The following is a 22,441-nucleotide window of genomic DNA, read 5'->3' as shown; positions in this document are numbered from 1 at the left end:
CCTATCGGGGCGATGGGTGCAAACAGGTTGGCCTATCGGTTATCATCAAGCCGACCCTCACGCGCCGGGCCGCCGTCCGGCGCGTGAGGGAAAGCAAAACCTTCCTTGATCGGTAACGATCAAGGAAGGTTAGGTTCACACCCAGTCCAGCGCCTGTTCCGCGAAAGCCCAGAACAAGGCCATCTGGCCATATTGGTCGGAGAGGCCCGCCGCGCTCTGGTGGCCGGCGGCCATGTTGATGCGGAACAGGATGGGTGCTTTGCCGGTCGTATGTTCGCGCAGGGCCGCCACCCATTTCGCCGCTTCCCAGTAAGAGACGCGGTCATCGCGAATGCCGGCGGTGGCCAGGGTCGGCGGATAGGCCTGGGCCGTCACATTCTCATAAGGCGAGATGGAGAGGATGTAATCATAGGCCTCCGGATCGGCCAGCGGGTCACCCCAGTCGGGCCGGAAGGCCGGCACCAGCGGATGATCGGCATCGCTCATCGTGTTCAACATATCGACAAACGGCACCTGGGCGATGATCCCGCCCCACAGATCGGGGCGCAGATTGGCGATGCCGCCCATCAGTAGCCCGCCTGCCGACAGGCCATAGGCCACAACGCGCTGCCGCCTTGTATAGCCCTTGGCGATCAGATGCTCGGCGGCGGCGATGAAGTCGGTATAGCTGTTCTTCTTCTGGAAGCGGCGCCCTTCCAGGAACCAGTTGCGCCCCCGTTCCGACCCGCCCCGGATATGGGCGATGGCATAGACCCAGCCCTGGTCCACCAGCGCCAGGGCGGGGATGGAGAATTCCGCTTCCGAGGAGATGCCATAGGCACCGTAGGAATAGATCAGCAGCGGGTTGGACCCGTCGAGCTTTGTCCCCTTGCGCATCAGCACGGTGACCGGCACCAGCGCGCCATCGGGGGCCGGGGCATCCAGGCGGACGATTTCGTACTTGTCGGGGGAGAAGCCGGGCCCCGCACTTTCCGCCTGCAGCACGCGGCGCTGGCCGCTGGCCATATCCTGCTCCAGCCATTGGCGGGGCTGGCGCGGGGACTGGTAGATCAGGCGCAGCAGGCTGCCATCATGTTCCTGCAGCTTTTCCAGCGACAGGGCATAGGCCGGCTCATCGAACCCGATGGTGCTGTCCTTGCCGGCCCGGTCGGTCACGGTGACGATGGGTTTGGCATCCACCCGCTCCAGCCGCACGAAATGGTCGCGGAAGGCGCGGATTTCCATGATATGGCGGCCGGGCTGGTGGGCGACCCATTCCCGCCAATGGGCGCGGCCCGGCTGGCCAGGGCTGGCCCGCATCAGCTTGCCATCCACGGCGCCATCGGCATCGGTCAGGATGATCAGGTCACCATCCCAATCTTCTACCCGGTAATGCAGGCCGGGCTGGCGCGGCTCCATCAAGATGGGCTCGGCGGTCGGTTCCTTCGCCGGGATCAGACGCACCTCATCCACATCCGGGCCCAGAATATGGATGAAGGCATAGCGGTTGGATGCGGTGCGCCCCACGGACATGAACAAGGCCGGGTCTTTTTCCGCATAGACCAGCACATCCGCACCCCCCGTCACAGGGCGGCGATAGACGCGGGTCGGGCGGCTGAGCGGGTCGCGCCAGATCCAGAACACAAAGCGGGAGCAGGGGGAGAAGATCACCCCGTTATAGCCATAGGCATCGGCATTGGGCGTGGTGGTGATGCCGCCCGTTTCCAGGTTGCGCACGCAGATGCGGTGACGGTCGCCCCCTTCCAGATCCTCCGCCCACAGGTAGAACCGATGATCGGGGCTGTGGGTCGCTTCCGCCAGCCGGTAATAGGCATGGCCGCGCGCGCGCTCCTGCTCATCCAGCAGAATCTGTTCCGCCCCGCCACCCCGGGGGCGGCGGGCATGGACGGGATGATCCTCCCCCGGCCGGACATAGGTGTAATATTCCCAATCCCCATCCGGCACGGCCAGGGGGGCGGCACCGGTGCCGGTCAGGGCCATCATCTGGCGGGCATAGAAATCCTGTCGCGCCTGGGTGGGGGCCAGCAGCGCATCGGCATAGGCGTTTTCCGCATCCAGATGGGCGCGGATTTCCGGGTTCAGCAGGCTGGTATCACGGGATACCTGTGCCCAGTTGGCATCACGCAGCCAGGCGTAATTGTCGATGCGGGTGCGGCCCAACTGCACAATGCGCTTGGGCCGTTTGATGGGACGCGGCGGCGTGGGGCCGATGGCGGCCTTGGGTGTGGTGCCGCAGCCGGCCAGGGCCAGCAGGGAGGTTGCCATCGCCGTTTGCAGGAAAAATCGCCGCCGCATGGAAATCCCTTATGATCCGGGGCCGTCCATCCGCGGGAACGGCCAAAGCCAAAATGAAAATGGCGCGGGACCGAAACCCCGCGCCATTTCTCATACCAGAACTTACATCGACCAGCCGAAGGTCACACCGAAGGTGCGCGGCCGGACCAGGCCCTGGTTATAACCACCGCTGTCGGAGATGGCGGTCAGGGTCACGCCCCGCTCGTCGGTGATGTTGTTGGCGAACACGCTGACATGCGTGGTGCCCAGGCTGGCGCCCAGGCGGGCGTCGAAGATGTTGTAGCCACCCTGCTTGTTCGGGGTTGCCCCCGGCACGGCGGAGTTCATGTCGCTGATACCCTTGGACAGATAGCGGTGCGACAGGGTCAGGGTCGGCTCATAATTGGCTTCGAACTGGTAGAAGACCGTGTTGGAAATCGACCAGTCGGCAGAGCCGGCCAATTGCGAGCCCTTCGGCGCCGTGCCGTACCACAGGATGAACAGGTCTTCCTTCAGGCGGGCTTCCATGTAGGTGATGGAGGTCTGCAGGTCCAGATTGTCGGTGGCGTGCCAGGAACCGGTGAATTCCAGACCCTTGATATCCGCCGCACCGCCGTTGGAAGCGTAGTTGAAATTATCCGGCGTCTGGACGCGGAGCTGGATATCCGTCCAGTCGATATAGAAGGCTGTCAGGTCAAGCTGCAGCGCCCCGTCCAGATGCGTGGTCCGAACACCCAGCTCATAGTTCTTCAAAGAGTCGCTCTTGGAACCGCTGGGGATGGGGAAGGTGGACAGGCCCTGGGTATTCGGCGTGCCGAAACGGAAGCCTTCCGAATACAGACCATAAACCATGAAATCACGCGATGGCGTGTAGGTCAGCGACGCCTTCGGCGTGAAGCCATCTTCCTTCGTCGTCGTCACGGCCGGGGCGGCCGGGGTCGGGTAGGCGGAGAAGCCCGAGGAGGTCGCCGTTTCGGTGACCTTGGTCTCGAACAGGCGACCGCCGACCGTCAGCTTCCATTCCGGGGTGAAATTGTAGCTGGCTTCACCGAACAGGGCCGATTCCTCGCCATCCAGGTCGGTATAGAAGGCGTTGAAGATGCGGCCATCGGGGGCGATGATAGCGCCCTTGCCCGGGCCATAGAGCGGCGAGGCGTCGAACGCGGCCTGCACGCCGCTGGTGGCACCCAACCCTTCATACAGGTTCTTGTCGGTCTTGAAATACATGCCGCCGACCAGCCATTTCAGCGGGCCATCGCCGTTGGAGGCCAGGCGCAGTTCCGCGCTCTTGCCCTTGCTGTCACCGCCGCTGCCGATATAGAGCGGGCTGGTCAGGTTCAGGCCCAGATCGGCGTTATAGGCATCGCGATAGGATGTGAAGTCGAAGATGAAATCCTGGCTTTTCTTCTGGTAGGCGCCAAGTGCCGTCAGCGTGGCGAAGCCCAGATCCCGGTCCACGCGCAGGGAGTGGATTTCAACATCGGTCTTGTTCGGCTCCGCCAAGGGGGTGCGGCGCTTCAGCTCGCCCACGGTCGGGTTCTGATAGGGCGCGTCATCAACATCGGTCTGCTGATACAGGCTCAGCCAGGACACTTCCGTCAGATCGTCCGGGGTCCAGACCACGGACAGGCGGCCGCCACCGATGGCGGCATCGTTGGAGCCTTCGCGGTTGATGCCCAGATTGTCGATGAAGCCCTGGTCGCGGCGGAAGGAGCCGACGGCGCGCACGGCCAGCTTATCTTCGACCACGGGCACGTTCAGCATGCCCTTCATCGTGTAGCCGACATCGGCATTCTTGGTCTTGGACAGGGTGGTTTCCACCGCCATGTCCAGGGCAGAACTGTCAGCCTTGTTGGCGATATAATTGATGGCGCCACCCATGGAGGCGGACCCGAAGAGGGAGCCCTGCGGACCGCGCAGCACTTCCACCCGGCTGACATCGAACGCGTCGACATCGGGGATCACGATGGTCCAGCCCGGCTCGGTCAGCGGCACTTCGTTGATGTAATAGCCGGTCGTGCCCTGGCCCTGCACATTGCCGGAATTGGTGGCCACGCCACGGATCACGACATGGGAGGTGCCGGGACGATAGTCGTTGAAGACCACGCCGGGCGTGCGCTGGATATAGTCGGCGAAGCTCTGGGCGCCGATGGCTTCCAGTTGCGCGCCGGTGACGGCACTGATGCCGCCCGACACATCGCGCACACTTTCCTGGCGCTTGGTCGCGGTAACGATGATCTCTTCCAGGATCAGGCTGCCGCCTGCGTCCTGGGCGAAGGCCGGACCGGCCATCATGCTGCCGGCCACGCCGGCGAAAAGAAGGGCGCGAAGCGCCTTTGAGCTGCTCATGGGTAGGCCCCCTGTCATTCTGCTTTCGGGCCGTGGACCGGCCACTCACAGCGTTTAGCCTAGGCTCTCCCTTCCGGCCCGGCGCGTCCTTGGGGGTCATTTATTAACGCGATCGGGCCAAGGACAGAAAGAAAAGAGCGCAAGCGTGACGGTATTGATTGCATAAAATATCGTCCAGCAATCTTCGGGGTTGTTTATCCGTATATCGCCCCGGTATTTAACCAAGATTCCGCGACAAGACTTGGCCCGGATACGATGGTTGGTCTTTCCAGGGGGCTTCCCTTCACGGGGTATGTTGCACCGGCAGGCACAGCATGGCCCGCAGACCACCTTCTTCTCGGCGGTGCAGCGTAATATTCCCACCATGGGCATGTGCCAGCGAGCGGGCGATGGACAGGCCCAGTCCCGCCCCGCCTGTGCGCCGGTTGCGTGACTTCTCCAACCGGACAAACGGCTCGAAAACCCGCTCCCGCTCTTCTTCAGGAATGCCGGGGCCGTCATCATCCACGGTCACGCAGACCATTCCTTCTTCCCGCGTCACTGCCACGCGCGCCACCCCGCCATAGGCGACAGCATTTTCCACCAGATTGCGGATGATACGGCGCAGCGCCACAGGCCGGCAGATGATGGGGGTTTTGGGCGCAGGCGCGCAGGTGACCGGTTGGCCCGATTCCGCCAGATCGGTGCAGACACTATCAACCAGGGAGGCGAGATCGGCGGCGCGCGGCTCCTCCGACGCTTCCTCCCGTGCCAGGGCCAGCATGGTTTCCGCCGTCTGCCGCAATTCATCCAGCGTATCCAGCATGCGGGCCCGGGTTTCCTCGTCATCCAGCATCTCCACCCGCAGACGCAGATTGGTCAGCGGGGTGCGCAGATCATGGCTGACAGCGGCCAGCATGCGGGTACGGTCGGTCACAAAGCGGCGCAACCGCGCGCCCATGGCGTTGAAGGCGGCGGCGGTGCGCCGCACCTCCTGCGGGCCGTCACACTCGTTCAGGGCTTCGACATTCTCGCCCCGGCCCAGCCGTTCCGCGGCCCCAGCCAGCGCGCGTAAAGGGCGGGCGATCCGGCGGGAGATGAAGAAGGCGACCAGGGAGACGACCAGGACCGAAATCAGGGTGGAGATCAGCAGCGCCCGCCAATAGCCGGGCGGGTTGATTGCCTGATAGGTTGCTGCGTTCAGCCAGACACCGGGTGACAGTTCCACAGAGACCTTCATGGCCACGGCGGCCACATCCTCCGGCCCGTCCCCCGCCTCCCCTTTACGCAGCATCTTCACCCGCACATCCCGCGCCACCGGGCCGATCAGGTCTTGAAGGCGCTGGGCGGCGGCAATGGATTCCGGCGTCATCATCCACGGCTCAATCCGCGTCTCCGTGCCGATCCCGAAGCGGAATTCCCGGCTATTGGCGGCTTCCAGCACCATCTCCCGCGTATCGGGTGCCGCCGTGATCAGCCGGACCGTGGCGGCAATCCGGGCCATGGTGTCATTGACATGCATCTGCTGGACGGCGAAGGCCCGATCCTCCATCAGCACGTACCAGCTTCCCAACTTGCCGCCGCACACGGCAACGGCCAGCAGCACGACCATCTGCATGAACAGGGTGCGGGGGAATAACCGGTCCAGAAGCCGAAACGCCTTCATGATGCGCTCCTGACATCGGCGGCGAAGCAATAGCCCCCACCCCAGACAGTTTTGATCAGGGTCGGGTTGCGGGGATCGGCCTCCACCTTGCGGCGCAGGCGGCTGACCTGATTATCGACCGACCGGTCGAAATTTTCGGCCCCGCGCCCCTTGGTCAAATCCATCAACTGGTCGCGGCTCAACACCATCTTGGGATGGCGGGCGAAGGCTTCCAGCAGCAGGAATTCGGACGTGGAGAGCGAGACGGCGACCCCATCCGGTCCGCTCAATTCCCGCCGGCCCAGATCCAGCATCCATCCGCTGAAATAAAGGCTTTCACCCGGTTCCTGTCGCCGCCGGGCCACGGTCACGGGCAGGGATTGGGCCCGGCGCAGCACCGCGCGGATACGGGCCAGCAGTTCCCGCGGCTCGAAAGGCTTCGTGACATAATCATCGGCCCCCATCTCCAGCCCCAGGATACGGTCCGTCGCTTCATCCACCGCGGTCAGCAGGATGATGGGCAAGTCGGAATTTTCCCGCAGGTGCCGGCACAGGCTCAGCCCATCCTCCCCCGGCATCATGATGTCCAGCAGCACCAGATCGGGGGAGGATGTGCGCAAGGCCCGCCGGGCCGCGGCGGCATCTTCCGCCGTCGTTACCTGAATGCCATGGCGGCGCAGGTAGCGCCCCAGCATCTCGCGGATTTCCTCATGGTCATCGACCAGCAGGATATGGGCATCGATTTCGGTCGGCATGGGCGGAGAGTGGCACGCCCCCGGCCCCTGTCGAGACGCTAATTGTACCAAAGTGCGTCAATCGCCGGCCCTTGTGAAAAACCGACATGCGAAAGGGCCATTCCCGACAAAGCCTTGCGACAAACGCCCGCCATAAAGGGCCATCGGTGCTGCGTTGCACACCGACGGTCCGGCCGGGGCTCCCTCCCCCCCTTTACCCTGGGGCTCTGGCCGGACCCCGATCTCCTGCCCGCAAAGGGCGGTCGGACCTTTCATCCACTATTGTCGCGGCCGCTATCCGTTGATCGGATCGGCCGCCCTGTGATCAGGAACGCCCGATGTGGATCGTCGCCTATGCGCTTCGTCGTCCATACACGATTGCGGTGATGGCCATTCTGGCCCTGTTGCTGGGATTGGGAGCCGCGCGGCGGATGCCGACGGATATCCTGCCCGGCATCGATATCCCCGCCATCACCGTTGTCTGGACCTATCAGGGGCTGAACCCGCAGGAAATGGCGGCCAAGGTCACCTCCTTCAGTGAAATCTCCATCCTGAACAATGTCGATAATGTCCGGTCCGTCGCGTCGGAAACGTCGAACGGTGTGGGCATCGTCAAGGTGGAATTCCAGCCGGAGGTGGAGATTGATCTGGCCCTGGCCCAGGTGACCGGCGTGTCGCAGACCATTCTGCGCCGCATGCCGGCGGGTATGACGCCGCCGCTGGTGGTGCGCAGCCAGACCGGCAGTGTGCCGATCATCCAGTTGGCCCTGTCATCTGACAGCATGACGGAAAGCCAGCTTTATGATTATGCCCGGCTGGCCCTGCGCGGCCAGATCCAATCCATCCCCGGCGTGCGGCTGACCCTGCCCTATGGCGGCACGGCCCGCCAGATCATGGTTGATCTGGACCCGGACCGGATGCGTTCCTATGGCTTGACCCCGGCGGATGTGTCGCGCGCCGTCGCGGCGCAGAACCTGACCCTGCCATCGGGTACATTGCGGGAGGATGGGCGCGAAGCCTATGTCAGCCTGAATGGCGGCCCGGAGACGGTGGAGTCTTTCAACAACCTGCCGCTGCGCGCGGTGGATGGGCGGGTGCTGTTCCTGCGTGATGTCGCCAATGTCCGCGATGGCGGCGCCCCGCAGACCAATGTCGCCCGTGTCGATGGCGCGGCGGGCGTCACCGTGTCCCTGATGAAGCTGGGCGATGCCTCCACGGTGGAGATCGTTGACCAGTTGCTGGCCAAGCTGCCGGAGATGCGGGCCGCAGCCCCGGAAGGGATGCGGATCGAGCCGATCTTCGACCAGTCCCTGTTCGTCCGGGCCGCTGTGGATGCGGTGCTGCATGAAGGGGCGCTGGTGGCGGCATTGGTCGGTGTGCTGGTGCTGGTTTTCCTGGGCAGTGCCCGCAGTACCGCCATCGTGCTGACCTCCATCCCGCTGTCGATCATGGTGGCGGTGGCCGGGCTGAACGCGCTGGGCCATACGTTGAACCTGATGACGCTGGGCGGGCTGATGCTGGCCATCGGTATCCTGGTCGATAATGCGATGGTGGAGATTGAGAACACCAACCGCAACATCGCCATGGGCAAGAGCGTGCGTCAGGCCGTGCTGGACAGCGCGCAGCAGGTGGTGTTCCCGGAATTCGTCTCCACCTTATGCATCTGTATCGTTTTCGTGCCGGTATTCATGATGACGGGCATCTCCGCCTATGTGTTCCGGCCGCTGGCCCTGGCGGTTGTTATCTCCATGGCGGCATCCTTCATTCTGTCGCGCACCCTGGTGCCGACGCTGGCCTTCCTGCTGTTGCCGGCGGAAGTGGCGGCCCGTGCCGCCGGCCGGGGCGGCTGGCTGGAGGCGATGCATCATCGGGTGGAACACGGGCTGGACAAGGTGCGCGACGGGCAGGTGGCCCGCGTGGCCTGGGCCGCCCGGCACCGGGTGGTGGTCCTGGGGCTGGCGCTGGTTATTGTGGCAGGCGGCCTGGGGGTTGGCGCCCAACTGGGGCGCGACTTCTTCCCCACCGTGGATGCGGGCACCCTGCGCCTGCATCTGCGTGCCCCCGCCGGCACGCGGGTGGAGGAGGCGGCCAGCCTGTTCGCTGATATCCAACGCGACATCCGCACCATCATCCCGGCAGCGGAGCTGGGGGTGGTGGTGGAGAATATCGGCACCTCCGACCCGGTGAACCTGGCCTGGGTCGATAGTTTCACCGTCACGCCGGGGGAGGGGGAGATGCTGATCCAGCTTAATCCCGGCCATGGCCCCACGCCCGGCTATGAACAGGCGATCCGCGCCATGCTGGCCGACCGGTTCCCCCAGGTGACGGCCCTGTTCCGCCCGGCCGATATTGTCGGCCAGACGCTGAATGGCAGTGCGGCGGCGGCCATTGATGTCCGCATTGCCGGTCGCGACGTGGCTGGCAATCTGGCCTTCGTCCGCCAGTTGGCGGAACGGGTGCGGCGGGAAGTGCCAGGGGCGGCGGATGTCACCCTGCGTCAGATCACCGACTGGCCCGATGTGCGTGTCACTGTGGACCGGGTGCGGGCGGCACAGTTGGGCGTGACGATGCAGGATGTCGCCAATGCGCTGCTGATCTCCCTGTCCGGCAGCGGCACCGTGACGCCAATCTATTGGGCCGATGCCGGCACCAGTTACATTGTCGCCGTGCAGGTGCCGCCGGACCGGATTGGCCGGGCCGAGGATGTGTTGAACACACCGGTGCGCGCGGCAGGGGCTGCGGGGGGGCAGGTTTTGCTGCGCAACCTCGCCACGATCACGGAGCAGAAGACTTCCGCTTCCGTCAGCCGCGCCACCATGATGCCGCTGGTCAATCTGCTGGTCGGGGTGGCGCCGGGCCATGATCTGGCCGGTGTGATTGCCGGGGTGGAAGGATTGGTGGCGGAGATGCGGGGCACGCTGAAGCCCGGCAACACTGTCACTTTGCAGGGCCAAGCCGCCGCCATGCAGGCCGCCTATGCCGATCTGGCTGGTGGGCTGGCCGTGGCCCTGCTGCTGGTCTATCTGGTGATGGTGGTGAATTTCCAGAGCTGGGCCCTGCCGCTGGCCAGCATGGGCGCCTTCCCGCTGGCCGTGGCTGGTGCGGCGCTGGGGCTGGCCGTGACCGGCACCACCATTTCCGTGCCCGCCCTGATGGGACTGATCATGGTGGTCGGCGTGTCCACGGCCAATTCCGTGCTGGTGGTCAGCTTTGCCCGCGACCGGCTGGAACAGGGGGCGGGGGTGATGGAAGCCGCCCTTGATGCCATCCGCGCCCGTATCCGCCCGGTGCTGATGACCGCCACCGCCATGCTGGTCGGCATGCTGCCCATGGCTGTGGCGATGGGGGAGGGCGGTGAGCAGAATGCGCCCCTGGCCCGGGCCGTGATCGGCGGCTTGCTGCTGGCGACGCCGGCCACGCTGACCCTGGTTCCCATCCTTTTCACCCTGCTGGCCCGGCGCTATGCCAGTGCCCTGGCCACCGGTGCCCGGTCGATACCGGCCCCGGTCCCGGCTGAATGAACAGGAGCTTGTTTCCAAGGATGTCGATGATGCGCAAAAGGAACATTGCCCTGCTGCTGGGGGGCATGGCCGGTATGGCGCTTGCCGCTGCCATCTGGCAATCACCCCTGGTCACCGCCCAGCCTGCCCCGGCGGCTGCCCTGGCCCCGAAGCCGCGCGTGGCCAAGCCGGTGCGACCGGCGGAGGCCGCCACCATCCGCCTGCCGATCAGTGTGGCGCCGGAGGAGGAAGCCGCCATCCATGCCCGTCTGGCCGGCTTTGTCGGTGAACGCCGGGCAGAGATCGGTGACCGGGTCAAGGCCGGGCAGGTGCTGGCCTTGATCGAGGCACCGGAACAGGTGCGGGAACAGCAGCGGCTGCGGGCGGCCCTGGCGGAGGCGGAAGCCCAGGTGCGGCTGGCCGCTGCCAATCTGCGCCGGACGGAGCCGCTGGTGACCCAGGGCCATGTCAGCCGTGCCATACTGGACCAGCGTCAGGCGGAGGCCGCCAGCGCCGAGGCCAGCCGCGATGCCGTGGCGGCCGATCTGGCCCGTATCCAGGAGCAGTTGGCCTTCCGGGAGGTTCGCGCCCCGTTTGACGGGGTTGTGGTGGAGCGGCTGGTGGAACGGGGCGATCTGGTGGCCGGCGACCAGCCGGGCAGCGGCGCGCCGCTGTTTCGCATTGCCCGGGTGGACCGGCTGCGCGTGGTGATCGACGCGCCGCAAAGCACGGTGCGGTCCCTGGTACCGGGGGCGGTGGTCAAGGTGGGGTTCCCGGAATTTCCCAGCCAATCCTTTGACGCCAAGGTCGCCCGCACGGCCGGCCTGATCGACCGCACGACCGGTACCATGCGGGTGGAAGCGGAGATGGATAACCCCGATGCCGCCATTCCCGCCGGCATGGCCGGCACGCTGGAACTGACCGACAGCACATCACGCCCGCTGCGCATTTCCCTGGCCGCCCTGGTGACGCGGGAAGGCCAGCCCCATGTCGCCGCGCTCCGCGACGGCCATGTCCATTTTCTGCCCGTATCGCTGGGGCGCAATCTCGGCCCCCAGGTCGAGGTGCTGTCTGGCCTGGATGGGAATGAAGAGCTGATGCTGAACCCGAACAGCCTGTTGACCGATGGAGGACCCAGTTCGTGACTGTTGTTGAAAGCGTGAACCGCCCCTCCCGCCGGCCGCCAACCCTGGCGGCCAGGGATATCTGGACAGATCCGCTCCCGGCCGCCGGTGCCCGGCAGGCCCATATCCGTGACGGTATCGTGCGCTGTGTTGCCGAGGGGCGCCTGCGGCCGGGTGCGCGGCTGCCCTCTTCCCGGGATGCGGCAACATGGCTGGGCGTCAGCCGTCTGACCGTGGTCATGGCGTATGAACAGCTTGCCATGACCGGGCTGCTGGTTTTCCGCCGGGGCGCCGGCAGTTATGTTGCTAAAAATGCCGGCCGGATGGAGAGGGAGAATGATTATAAATTCCAAAATGTGGGATGATATTTCCTATATTGGAATTTAATTATCATACAAGCGTCGCTATAATTCCCACCTGGAGGGGGGTGACCCACCCTTCGATAAAAGAACCCAGGGAGTGGAAATGAACAAGCTCGTCCCCGTCGCCCGTGTGGTGGCAGTTGCCATGGGGTTGGCGACAGCCGCCATTGCCCTGCAGGCCCAGGCCGCGACCCCACCGCGCCAGATGGAGAAGCTGGACCGCGGTACGGTTGCGGTGCCCGCGGCGGAGGGGGTGCTGGTAAGCTGGCGTCTGCTGGGCACCGATCCGGCGGACATCGCCTTCAACCTTTATCGCGATGGCCGCAAGCTGAATGGAAAGCCGCTGACGGGGGCAACCAGCTTCCTCGACAAGCGCGCGAATGGCACGGGTGATTATACCCTGGCTATCGTACAAGGCGGGACCGAAAAGCCCGTGCCCGGCAAGGCGCTGATGTTGAAGGACGGCTATCTCACAGTGCCGTTGCAGCAACCGCCCGGCGGCACCACGCCTGCGGGTGAGGCCTATACCTACAATGCCAATGATGCCAGCGTCGGTGATCTGGATGGCGACGGCCAGTATGAGATTATCCTGAAATGGGACCCGTCCAACTCCAAGGATAATGCCTTTCCAGGCTATACGGGGCCGGTGATCCTGGATGCCTATCGCCTGACGGGGGAGCATCTGTGGCGCATCAATCTTGGCCCCAATATCCGGGCCGGCGCCCATTATACCCAGTTCCTGGTTTATGATTTCGATGGCGACGGCAAGGCGGAACTGGCGGTGCGGACCAGTGACGGCACTGTCGATGGCACCGGCACCGTGATCGGTGACGCCAAGACCGATTGGCGCGGCGATGGCGGGGAGGTGCCCCAGGCCGACCGGACGGGCGCGATGACCAAGCCGGATGGGCGCAAGGTGGCGCCGATGCAGGGGCGTATCGTCAAGGGGCCGGAATATCTGACGGTTTTTGAAGGCGCGACCGGCAAGGCGCTGGCCACCCAGCCCTATCTTCCCGGTCGTGATGATGCAACCGATGCCCCCACGCCGGAACGGATGACCGAGGTGTGGGGTGATGGCTATGCCAACCGGTCCGACCGGTTCCTGGCCGGGGTTGCCTATCTGGATGGCGAACGGCCCAGTATCGTCATGGCCCGGGGTTACTATACCCGCAGCACGCTGGCGGCCTGGGACTGGCGGGACGGCAAGCTGACCCAGCGCTGGCTGTTTGACAGTGCGGCCCCCGGCAATCAGGAATTTGCCGGCCAGGGCAATCACCAGCTCTCCGTTGCCGATGTGGATGGCGATGGCAGGGATGAGATCATCTATGGCTCTATGGCCGTCGATGATGATGGCAAGGGCCTCTGGTCGGCGCGGCTGGGCCATGGCGATGCGCTGCATGTCTCCGACCTGGACCCGTTGCGGCCGGGGCTGGAGCGGTTTGGCGTGCATGAGGAAGTCCGCCATAATGGCGGTATCGGGGCCGCGATGCTGGACGCTGCCACGGGCAAAATCCTGTGGACCACGCCGGCGGAAAAGGATACCGGGCGTGGCCTGGCCGCCGATATCGATCCGCGCTCGCCGGGGGCGGAGGTATGGGGCAGCAATTCCCCCAATCTCTATAGTGCCCGTGGCGATGTGATCGCCGCCAGCCGGCCGCGCCAGACCAATTTCGCCATCTGGTGGGATGGCGATCTGCTGCGGGAGTTGCTGGACCGGGAAGAGATCAGCAAATGGGACTGGCAGGAAGGCAAGACAGTCACCCTGTTGGCGCCGGAAGGCGTGAGTTCCAACAACGGAACCAAGGCCAATCCGGCTTTGTCAGCGGATATCCTGGGCGACTGGCGGGAAGAGGTGATCTGGCGGACCAAGGATAATCAGGCCCTGCGTATCTATGTATCGCCCTGGCCGACTGATTACCGCTTCGTCACCCTGATGCATGATCCCGTCTACCGGCTGGGGATCGCCTGGCAGAATGTGGCGTACAACCAGCCACCCCATACCAGCTATTATCTGGGTGTCGGGATGGCGCCGCCGCCCAAGGTGAATATCCGCACGCCGTAAAAATCCGGCGGCTTGTACCGGAAAAGGCGGCACCTGCGGGCGCCGCCTTTTTCATGTTCCTTTTCACGTGCCCATACGACAAGGGCGGCACCCTTTCGGATGCCGCCCTGCCTTTTACCCTTGTCTTCCCCAGGCCGTTACCGGCCTGGGGTCGCCATTGGATCAGTACTTATAGGAAGCGCCGACATAGTAGCGCTTGCCGGAGTAAGCCAGTTCGCCCAGGCGGATATCGTCGCCCGAGGTGGTGCGCTCTGCTTCGCCGGTCAGGTTCTTGCCTTCCACGAAGAAGGACAGGCCCGAATTCGGCACGCGGTAGGTGGCCTTGGCATCCAGGTAGCCGGTGCCGTCGCGGAAGACCGGGTTGCCCGACCGTTCAGCGGCAGCTTGCAGCCACTTGCTGCGGCCATTGTAAGCGACGCGGACGTTGTACTCATCCTTGTCGTAATAGGCGATCAGGTTGTAGCTGTGCTTGGACAGACCGGGGAACGGCAGGTCCGAACCGTCCAGCGAGTTGACCAGACCCACATCCTTGGCGCGGGAGTAGGTGTAGTTGACGCTGGCGCCCAGACCGTCAAACGGCGAGGGCAGGAAGGTGAAAGCGGTCTGCGCCGACAATTCGATACCGTCAAGCTGTGCACCGGTGCCGTTGATCGGCATGGTCACGTCGAAGCGGTCACCATCGTTGAACAGATCCACATTCCGGACCAGGGTACGGGCCAGGATGAAGCTCTTCACGTCCTTATAGAAGTAGGAAGCGCTCAACAGGGTGTCGGCATTCATGTACCAGCCGACATTCAGGTCATACTGGTCGGCACGATAGGGATCCAGATCCGGGTTGCCCGAGGAGCAGGTGTCCAGCAGGTTTTCCGCCTCGTTGGCACCGGTCAGGTCATACAGGCAGTTGGCGGACGGCACCAGATCGGTCGGCTTCGGACGGGCCATCACCTTGGCATAACCCAGGCGAACGATGACTTCATCCGGCACCAGGCCGAAGCTGATGTTGAAGGCCGGCAGCGTGTCGGAATATTTCTCGTTGATCGAGACCGAGGTTACGCCGCGCGTCTGGATTTCCGTGATCGGCTGGCCGGTGTTGGTCTGGCCAACAACAACCCGTTCGCGGCGGGTCAGGGCGCCGGTCGCGGTCACGTCGGTCTGAACGTAACGGACACCGAAGTTACCGGACACCGGGATATCACCAACATCAAAGGCGAAATTGGCCTTGAGGTAGCCGGCGCTGACTTCCTCGCTGATGTCATGGGCCGGGATCTGCGCATAGCCATTGGCTTCGCGGATCAGATTGTGATTGAAGCCCGACGTATCAAACCAGTCGCCAATCACATTGACGTCCGGGGCCATCCAGCCGCGCGGCACATTACCGATATTGCCGCCATAACCCTTGTAGAAATTCTGCGGGGTCAGGCTGGCAGCAGCGCGGACGAAGTCCACCAGACGCTGCGGCGACCAGGTCAGGCCACTGGTCGTGGTGCCCAGGGCCACATTGCTGGTGACGTTGGCGGACGGGACGACGGTGCCGTCCAGCGCGGTGTAACCACCACCCGCATAACGCAGAGAACCGGTCTTGCGCCACTGACCACCGGCTTCCAGAACCGTCAGGCCCCAGCGGTCGAGATCATAGTCGACATCCAGCTTCGCGGCATCTTCGGTGACTTCCACCTCTTCCGGACGGTACTGGATGCCCGCGCCACCGTTACGATAGGTCTCGGGGTTGGCGGGGTCGAAGTTCGTCGGGAAGGTGAAGGACGGAATACCCTTGTCGGAAAGGGCGATCCGGATGCTGGGGACCGTGGCGCTGATCGACACTGAATTGCTGTCGCTGTTCATCGTCGATTCAGACGTTGAATAGAAACCGTTGATCTTCAGGCGGTCGCCATTCCAGTTGAAGCCACCCGTGTAATAATGGGACTTCAGCTCGTAATCGAAGCCACGCATCTGGGAGCCGAAAATATTGCCGGCACCGGTGGTGGAGGTCGGGGCGGTGGCCGCCGTGGTCAGTTCGATGACGTTATGATTCTCATCAACCACTGCATTCAGCAGGCTCATACGAGCGGCCGAGGTCAGGTCGATGGAGTAGTTATAGTCGGTGAGGAACTGGTCGCGCTGGTTATAATTGACGTCGACATAGACATCGAGGTTATCGGTCACCTGATATTGCAGCGTACCCATGGCGGTGACGCGCTTATCGTCGCGATACCACATGCCGTAACGCGGAATACGTGGCGACAGGTCATTCCACTGCGACTGGCAGCTCGTACGGTTGGCGGAGTTGGTGATGGTGCTGCACGATGCCTTGGTCGCGTAGCTCTCATAACCCTCAACAGTGCGGGTCTTGTTCGGCGAATTGTCGAAATCAGCCAGCGCCACCCATTCCGTATTGCGCAGGAAGTCGCCGCGGGTCTGGACCTTGTCATAGGTGACGTTCACCAGGACGCCCAGGCGGTCATCCATGAACTTGTCGCCATATGTCACGTTGGCGCGGGGCGTCACATCCTTCTGCAGGTCCAGATACTGGCCGGCAGCGGACACGGAGAACAGGGTGCTCTTCAGTTCCAGCGGACGGCGGGTCTGGATCGACACCGTGCCACCAACGCCACCTTCGGTCATGTCGGCGGTGAAGCCCTTGAACACGTCGATGGACTTGATCAGTTCCGAGGCCATGTCGCGCAGATCGGCGCCACGACCACCGGTGCCGGCGCCACCCAGAACGGAAACGCCATTGATTTCAACGCGGTTCAGGTCGGGCTCGACGCCACGGATGGAGACGGACTCACCTTCGCCGAAAGCACGGCTGAGCTGAACGCCGGTGATACGCTGCAGCGCTTCACCCACGTTCTTGTCGGGGAAGGAGGCAACGTCTTCGGCAACAATGCTGTCCACGACCGTGGAGGCATTCTTCTTGCGGTCGATAGCGGACTGCAAGCTGGCGCGGGTGCCAACAACGATGATTTCTTCGAGCGCCTCTTCGGCCTGTGCAACCTGGGTGGCTGCTTGCCCCCAGGCAGTTCCCCCCATGCTTGCCAGCGCCAGGCCGACAGCGGCGCACGACAACAGCTTCCCGGGCCGCACAGCGCGACCGTTCCGGTACGACATAGTTCCCTCCCAACACTCGGTGACTTTGCGCCCCTTCGACCCCGAACTGCCGATTTTTCTAGGCGCTGGTGATGAAAACCACCGGCCCTGACGCGCCGGTTTCTCCCCCAGGATTGATTTTGTTGCTGCGGCCTTTCGGTCGCCGTCAGTCAATTATCATATTGATCATCCACAATGTGGCAATCAATGACATATTTTGGGACAGACAACAAAAACTGACTCTTCTGGGTTAGTGTTGCAAAATTGCAAAAAGAAAAGCCCGCGTGACGGATGAGGTTCACAGCGGGCTTCAGTAAGGAGGAAGTCAAAGAAGAAAAATTACGTCTCCGACGACATATGATGTAGTCGGTTAATGGGTGACGTAGGCCCATAATTTCAGCACGAAGGGGAAACGGACTATGGCCGTACTTCTTCAGTGCCGAAATTCATTGATGTCGTGAAGCGAAAGGGCGCGGGATCAGTATAGATTTTTCGCGATCGCTACCGGTTCTGGTAGGCTCCCGTTCGGCCGATACGACAATAAACCGGATGATCAGCCAGGGCGGAAACCATGGCCGTCTTTCTCTCTGCCATCTGGGCGAACCCTGCAGGCATGACCTTCCCCTTCTGCGTTTATTCTTTCTTCTGAAACGGAATGTGACCGGCTTGCCCGAAAGGTGCAAGCGTTTTTCACATTGCAAAATTACATATCACATATTGGTATCGTTAAAGATTGCCGCCATGTTGCATTGCAGCAGAACCAAGTTTTGACCTTAAAGACTGATTTTATTGAAACCGCGAGCATACGCTCGCGTCAGCATTGCTTCGTATGTTGCGGATGCGCCAACGATACGCTTTTTCCATCGCGCCGCTGGAAAAATCTCATATTGTGCAATAGGCATCCACATTGTATGACTAATCCGGCTTCAGTCCCGGCAGAAGGGCTGGCGATAAGGTTACGTCGCAGCATTGCTGCCGGGGGAGGATGGAACGCATGCCAATTGGTCGAATGGCTGATGATGGCCCGTCTTTCCTCTTGATGGTCCACCTTGCCCGTGGCAGCGGGCGGCCCGCAAGGGTCCAATGAACATAAAAGGAGAGGATAGATGACGAGCACCGCTTTCCGGATGAAGCTGAAACCCGGCTTCGTGGAGGAATATAAGCGCCGCCATGACGAGCTGTGGCCCGATCTGGCCGAAGCGCTGAGCGCTGCCGGCATCTATGATTATTCGATCTTCCTGGACGAAGAGAGCCTGTCGCTGTTCGCGGTGCTGAAGCTGAAGCCGGGATATGAGGCGCAGCGCGCGGCCCTGCCGCAGCAGCCGGTAATGCGCCGCTGGTGGGATTATATGGCCGATATCATGGATGTGAATCCGGACAATTCCCCGGTCGAGGTGCCGCTGGCGCCGATGTTCCACTTCGCATAATGGGTGGGATATCCATGATGATGCACAAGAAGCTGCGCCGCCTGTCGCTTGCCCTGTCGCTGGCGACATTGCCGTTCCTGCTGCCCGCCGGGCAGGCGGTCGCCAAGGATGGCCCCACCTACACGCTGACCGCCTTCACCAATGGCAATGCGGCGGCGATGAATGTCTATCGCTCCGACGATGCGCTGAATTTCAAGCTGGCCAAGGAACTGGCCTATAAGCCGCCGCAGGGCCTGATCCGCGATCCGTCGATCATGCGTCACAGCGACGGCAACTATTATGTCGTCTACACCACCAACTGGACCGGTGATGAGATCGGCTTTGCCCGCAGCGCCGATCTGGAGAGCTGGACCTTCCTGGGCAACCAGAAGGTTGCCGTGGGTGGCATCACCAATGCCTGGGCGCCGGAATGGTTTCGGGATGAGGATGGCACCGTCCATGTCGTGCTATCGGTCTCCACCAACGGCACGCACGGCCTGTTCAAGCCGCATTATCTGACGGCGCAGGATGCGGGCCTGACGCAATGGTCCGCGCCCAAGGTGCTGAGCGGGCTGGGCCCGAACTATATCGACGCCTTCATCATCAAGCAGGACCGGCGCTACTACGCCTTCGCCAAGAACGAATCGACCAAGTTCATCGAACTGGCGACGGCGACGGCGTTGGAAGGCCCGTGGGTGGTGATCAAGTCCGGCGACTGGGCCGGCTGGGGCCGCCATGTCGAAGGGCCGGCGCTGGTGAAGCGCCCCGATGGCGGCTGGCGCATCTATTTCGACCAGTATATGGACAAGCGCTATTGGTATAGCGACAGCATCAACGGGTTTGACACCTGGTCGCCCAAGGTGGAACTGCCCGGCCTGTCCGGCCAGGCCCGCCATTTCACGGTGCTGAAGGAAGGGGGCGAGGATAAGGCCAAGAAGGCCGCCATCGCCCCCGGCCCGCAGCGCGTGACCTATGATAAGTATTCGCTGAAGATCGACGGCAACCGCATTTTCTCCTGGGGCGGGGAAATGCATCCGTTCCGCCTGCCCAGCCCCGATCTGTGGCGGGACGTGTTCGAGAAGATGAAGGCCAGCGGCTATAACACGGTCGCGATCTATTTCGACTGGGGTTACCACTCGCCCAAGCAGGGCGTGTATGACTTTACCGGCGTCCGCGATATGGATCGGATGTTGACCATGGCCAAGGAGGCGGGGCTCTTTGTCGTCGCCCGGCCCGGTCCCTACATGAACGCCGAAGTAACGCGCGGTGGCTTCCCGTCCTGGCTGGTCAACCAGCAGGCGAAAGCCCGTACCGATCATCCGGAGTATCTTGCCGCAGCAGATGAATGGCTGACCCAGATCAACGCCATCCTGTCCAAGCATCAGATCAATAATGGTGGTGCGGTCATTCTCTATCAGATCGAGAATGAACTGGATGTGACCACCCCGTCGCACCAGCGCTACATGCAGCATCTCTATGACAAGGCGCGGGCGGACGGTATTACCGTGCCGATTTTCCACAATGACAAGGGCCGCAACGGCTTCTGGGTGCCCAAGGGCAGCAATGTGCCGGGCACGGTGGAAGGGCCGAACGATCTTTATTCCTTCGACGGCTATCCCGGCGGCTCCTGTAATGTCGATGGCTCGGTCGGCAATCCGACCGTGGCACCGGATTGGGGCCTCTATGGGCCGGGCGGTGCCAAGGGTGGAGCTTCCGCCTCACCCAATACGCCGGGCTTCGCGGCGGAATTCGGTGGCGGCTGGTTCGACTATTGGGGCAGCAATGACACCTATCCCTGCACGGCGCTGCGCAATGGCTCCGCCTATCAGCGGGTGTTTTATGGCACCAATATCGCCAATGGCCTGACGGTCCAGAGCTTCTACATGACGTTCGGGGGCACCAGCTGGGGCTGGCTGCCGGCCCCGGTCGTGTTCACCTCCTATGATTATGGGGCGGCCATCGACGAGACGCGGGGTCTGCGCGAAAAGGCGCAGACCATGAAGCTGATGGGCCATTTCCTGAATACGGTCAAAGATCTGGCCCAGATGGAAAAGGCCGAGGGGCTGCAGCCGTCGTCTGACAAGATCAAGCTGTATCATAATGTGAATCCCAGCACCGGCACCCGCCTGCTGGTGGCGATGCACAACCCGCCCAACGCCCAGACGGACGACAGCTTCACCTTCAAGGCCAAGCTGCCGGACGGAGAGTATGCGATCCCGCAGGCGGGCACGCTGCGCGTCAATGGCTATGACGCCAAGATGTGGCTGGCCGGTTACGATATGGAACGCCAGCGTCTGGTCTATTCCACGTCGGAACTGTTCACCCATCTGCGTCAGGGTGAAGGCGATGTCGCCCTGTTCTATGGCCGTGCGGGTGAGGATGGTGAGACCGTACTGCGCTATACCAGCGCCCCCAGCGTCACGGTGCTGGAAGGTCAGGTGGAAAGCAGCTTCGACGCCGCCAAGGGTGACCTGCGGCTGAACTATGTCCATAAGGGTCTGGCGCGGGTGCGCATTTCCGGCGGTGGTCGTCCGGACATGACCCTGCTGCTGGCCGATGTGCCCACGGCGCAGACCTTCTGGCGCCAGGAAACGGCAGAGGGCGTGCTGTTGCAGCGCGGACCGGCGCTGGTCCGTTCCGCCAAGGTCAATGGCCGGACGCTGGAACTGGCCGGCGATACCAATGCGGAAAGCCCGCTGGAAGTCTGGGCACCTTCAACCATTTCCCGCGTGCGCTGGAATGGCGACGCCGTGTCGATGGACAAGGCTGCTGATGGCAGCCTGATCGCCAAGGCCACGCTGAAGGGACCGGCGGAGATCAGCCTGCCGGACCTGACCAGGGCCGACTGGCGCTTCCAGCCCGGTGTGCCGGAAGCAGCCAAGGATTTCGACGACAGTTCCTGGCAAAGCGTGCGTTCTGGCCGTACCGCCAGCTTCGTGAAGCCGCCGGCCGGCCAGCCGCTGCTGAACATGGATGATTACGGCTTCCATCATGGCGATGTCTGGTATCGCGGTCGCTATAACAGCGATGGGTCGGTGACCAAGCTGGACCTGCATTACGGTGCCGGTGGCGCCGGCATGGTACAGGTCTGGCTGGATGGTCAGTATCTGGGCCAGAATGTGCTGCCCACCGGCCTTGCCCGCCCGCCGGGCCAGGGTGTCGCCAGCTTCGAAATCCCGGAAGCCCTGCGGGCGCCGGGGGAACGGGTGCTGTCGATCATGGTGCGCAACAATTCCCACCATTGGGACTTGGACGCCGACGACCTGCATAAGGAAGCGCGCGGCCTGATCTCCGCTTCCCTGACCAACCCGACCGCCAAGAGCTTCCTGCTGCCGATTTCCTGGAAAATCCAGGGCAATCTGGGCGGTCAGGATATCCAGGACAAGGTGCGCGGGCCGATGAATAATGGCGGCCAGTATGGCGAGCGTGCCGGCTGGTATCTGCCTGGGTTTGACGATGCTGGTTGGCAGAAGGTGGCCGTCCCGGCCGCGAATACGCCCGCCGGCACAAGCTGGTACCGGACGGAATTCTCGCTGGACGCGCCCAAGGGGCACGACCTGACGCTGGGCCTGTCCTTCGGTGATACCAGCACGGTCCGGTCGGCCGGTAATTACCGGGTGCTGATCTTCGTGAATGGCTGGAACATGGGCCAGTTCATTGCCGATGTCGGGCCGCAACGGACCTTCGTGATCCCGACGGGGATTTTGAACCCGAATGGCAAAAACACGCTGGCCCTGGCGGTCACCAGTGATGGTAAGCAAGGCGATGCGCTGGAAGCCGTCCGTCTGGTCAATATGCGCACCGCGCGCAGCCCGCTGAAGGTGGAAATGGTGAAGTCCCCCGCCTTCAAGGAGGTGATGCGTTGACAGTATTCCGCCTGTCGCCTCTCTTCCGTCACCCCGGCGAAAGCCGGGGTCCA

The 22,441-nt window shown here is 63.0% G+C and carries 11 protein-coding genes; 6 read left to right on the top strand and 5 right to left on the bottom strand.

Going from position 1 to position 22,441, the window contains the following annotated elements; all coding sequences use genetic code 11:
• Positions 1–135: 135 nt before the first annotated feature.
• The 4 genes from G473_RS0107440 to G473_RS0107425 all read right to left on the bottom strand — a co-directional run bounded on the left by G473_RS0107440 (position 136) and on the right by G473_RS0107425 (position 7,002).
• A complete protein-coding gene (locus tag G473_RS0107440; protein WP_029012587.1) occupies positions 136–2,295 on the bottom strand; it encodes a S9 family peptidase in 2,160 nt (719 codons plus the stop codon).
• Between the two features lie 102 nt (positions 2,296–2,397).
• Complete coding sequence (locus tag G473_RS0107435) at positions 2,398–4,623, bottom strand: TonB-dependent receptor (RefSeq protein ID WP_029012586.1); 2,226 nt, start codon at positions 4,621–4,623, stop codon at positions 2,398–2,400.
• Between the two features lie 283 nt (positions 4,624–4,906).
• Positions 4,907–6,268, bottom strand: a complete 1,362-nt coding sequence (locus tag G473_RS0107430; RefSeq protein ID WP_029012585.1) for an ATP-binding protein — start codon at positions 6,266–6,268, stop codon at positions 4,907–4,909.
• Positions 6,265–7,002: a response regulator gene (locus G473_RS0107425; protein WP_029012584.1), complete on the bottom strand. Its 738-nt coding sequence runs from the start codon at positions 7,000–7,002 to the stop codon at positions 6,265–6,267. Before G473_RS0107425 ends, G473_RS0107430 begins: the two co-directional genes overlap by 4 nt.
• Positions 7,003–7,319: 317 nt before the next feature.
• On the opposite strand from G473_RS0107425, the gene G473_RS0107420 reads away from it, so the two are divergent.
• The 4 genes from G473_RS0107420 to G473_RS25615 all read left to right on the top strand — a co-directional run bounded on the left by G473_RS0107420 (position 7,320) and on the right by G473_RS25615 (position 14,029).
• Entirely contained in the window at positions 7,320–10,502 is a 3,183-nt protein-coding gene (locus G473_RS0107420; RefSeq protein WP_029012583.1) for an efflux RND transporter permease subunit, read from the top strand.
• A gap of 26 nt (positions 10,503–10,528) precedes the next feature.
• Positions 10,529–11,626 carry an efflux RND transporter periplasmic adaptor subunit gene (locus G473_RS0107415; RefSeq protein ID WP_029012582.1) on the top strand — a complete coding sequence of 366 codons (1,098 nt, stop codon included), beginning with the start codon at positions 10,529–10,531 and terminating at the stop codon, positions 11,624–11,626.
• Positions 11,623–11,970 (top strand): GntR family transcriptional regulator, encoded by a 348-nt coding sequence (locus G473_RS0107410; RefSeq protein WP_029012581.1) that lies wholly within the window; start codon positions 11,623–11,625, stop codon positions 11,968–11,970. The genes G473_RS0107415 and G473_RS0107410 overlap by 4 nt, the downstream gene beginning before the upstream one ends.
• Positions 11,971–12,070: 100 nt before the next feature.
• Positions 12,071–14,029, top strand: coding sequence for a rhamnogalacturonan lyase (locus G473_RS25615; protein ID WP_035705988.1), 1,959 nt, complete (start codon positions 12,071–12,073; stop codon positions 14,027–14,029).
• 162 nt (positions 14,030–14,191) lie between these two features.
• Here G473_RS25615 and G473_RS0107400 read toward each other — a convergent pair whose 3' ends face one another.
• Positions 14,192–17,095: a TonB-dependent receptor gene (locus G473_RS0107400; RefSeq protein WP_161630953.1), complete on the bottom strand. Its 2,904-nt coding sequence runs from the start codon at positions 17,093–17,095 to the stop codon at positions 14,192–14,194.
• Between the two features lie 1,127 nt (positions 17,096–18,222).
• On the opposite strand from G473_RS0107400, the gene rhaM reads away from it, so the two are divergent.
• Positions 18,223–18,543 carry an L-rhamnose mutarotase gene (rhaM, locus tag G473_RS0107395; RefSeq protein WP_029012579.1) on the top strand — a complete coding sequence of 107 codons (321 nt, stop codon included), beginning with the start codon at positions 18,223–18,225 and terminating at the stop codon, positions 18,541–18,543.
• 14 nt (positions 18,544–18,557) lie between these two features.
• On the top strand, positions 18,558–22,388 hold the full coding sequence (locus tag G473_RS25610) for a beta-galactosidase (protein ID WP_210163248.1): 3,831 nt from the start codon (positions 18,558–18,560) through the stop codon (positions 22,386–22,388).
• Positions 22,389–22,441 lie beyond the last annotated feature (53 nt).

This window comes from Niveispirillum irakense DSM 11586 (assembly GCF_000429645.1).
Taxonomy (GTDB): Bacteria; Pseudomonadota; Alphaproteobacteria; order Azospirillales; family Azospirillaceae; genus Niveispirillum; species Niveispirillum irakense.
The sequence above is the reverse complement of the archived record's forward strand: the minus strand, read 5'-3'. Positions and strand labels throughout refer to the sequence as shown.

Coding starts and splice junctions, on each gene's coding strand:
- G473_RS0107420 (WP_029012583.1), top strand. CDS start 7,320: ATGTGGATCGTCGCCTATGCGCTTCGTCGTCCATACACGATTGCGGTG.
- G473_RS25615 (WP_035705988.1), top strand. CDS start 12,071: ATGAACAAGCTCGTCCCCGTCGCCCGTGTGGTGGCAGTTGCCATGGGG.
- G473_RS0107430 (WP_029012585.1), bottom strand. CDS start 6,268: ATGAAGGCGTTTCGGCTTCTGGACCGGTTATTCCCCCGCACCCTGTTC.
- G473_RS0107425 (WP_029012584.1), bottom strand. CDS start 7,002: ATGCCGACCGAAATCGATGCCCATATCCTGCTGGTCGATGACCATGAG.
- rhaM (WP_029012579.1), top strand. CDS start 18,223: ATGACGAGCACCGCTTTCCGGATGAAGCTGAAACCCGGCTTCGTGGAG.
- G473_RS25610 (WP_210163248.1), top strand. CDS start 18,558: ATGATGATGCACAAGAAGCTGCGCCGCCTGTCGCTTGCCCTGTCGCTG.
- G473_RS0107435 (WP_029012586.1), bottom strand. CDS start 4,623: ATGAGCAGCTCAAAGGCGCTTCGCGCCCTTCTTTTCGCCGGCGTGGCC.
- G473_RS0107440 (WP_029012587.1), bottom strand. CDS start 2,295: ATGCGGCGGCGATTTTTCCTGCAAACGGCGATGGCAACCTCCCTGCTG.
- G473_RS0107415 (WP_029012582.1), top strand. CDS start 10,529: ATGATGCGCAAAAGGAACATTGCCCTGCTGCTGGGGGGCATGGCCGGT.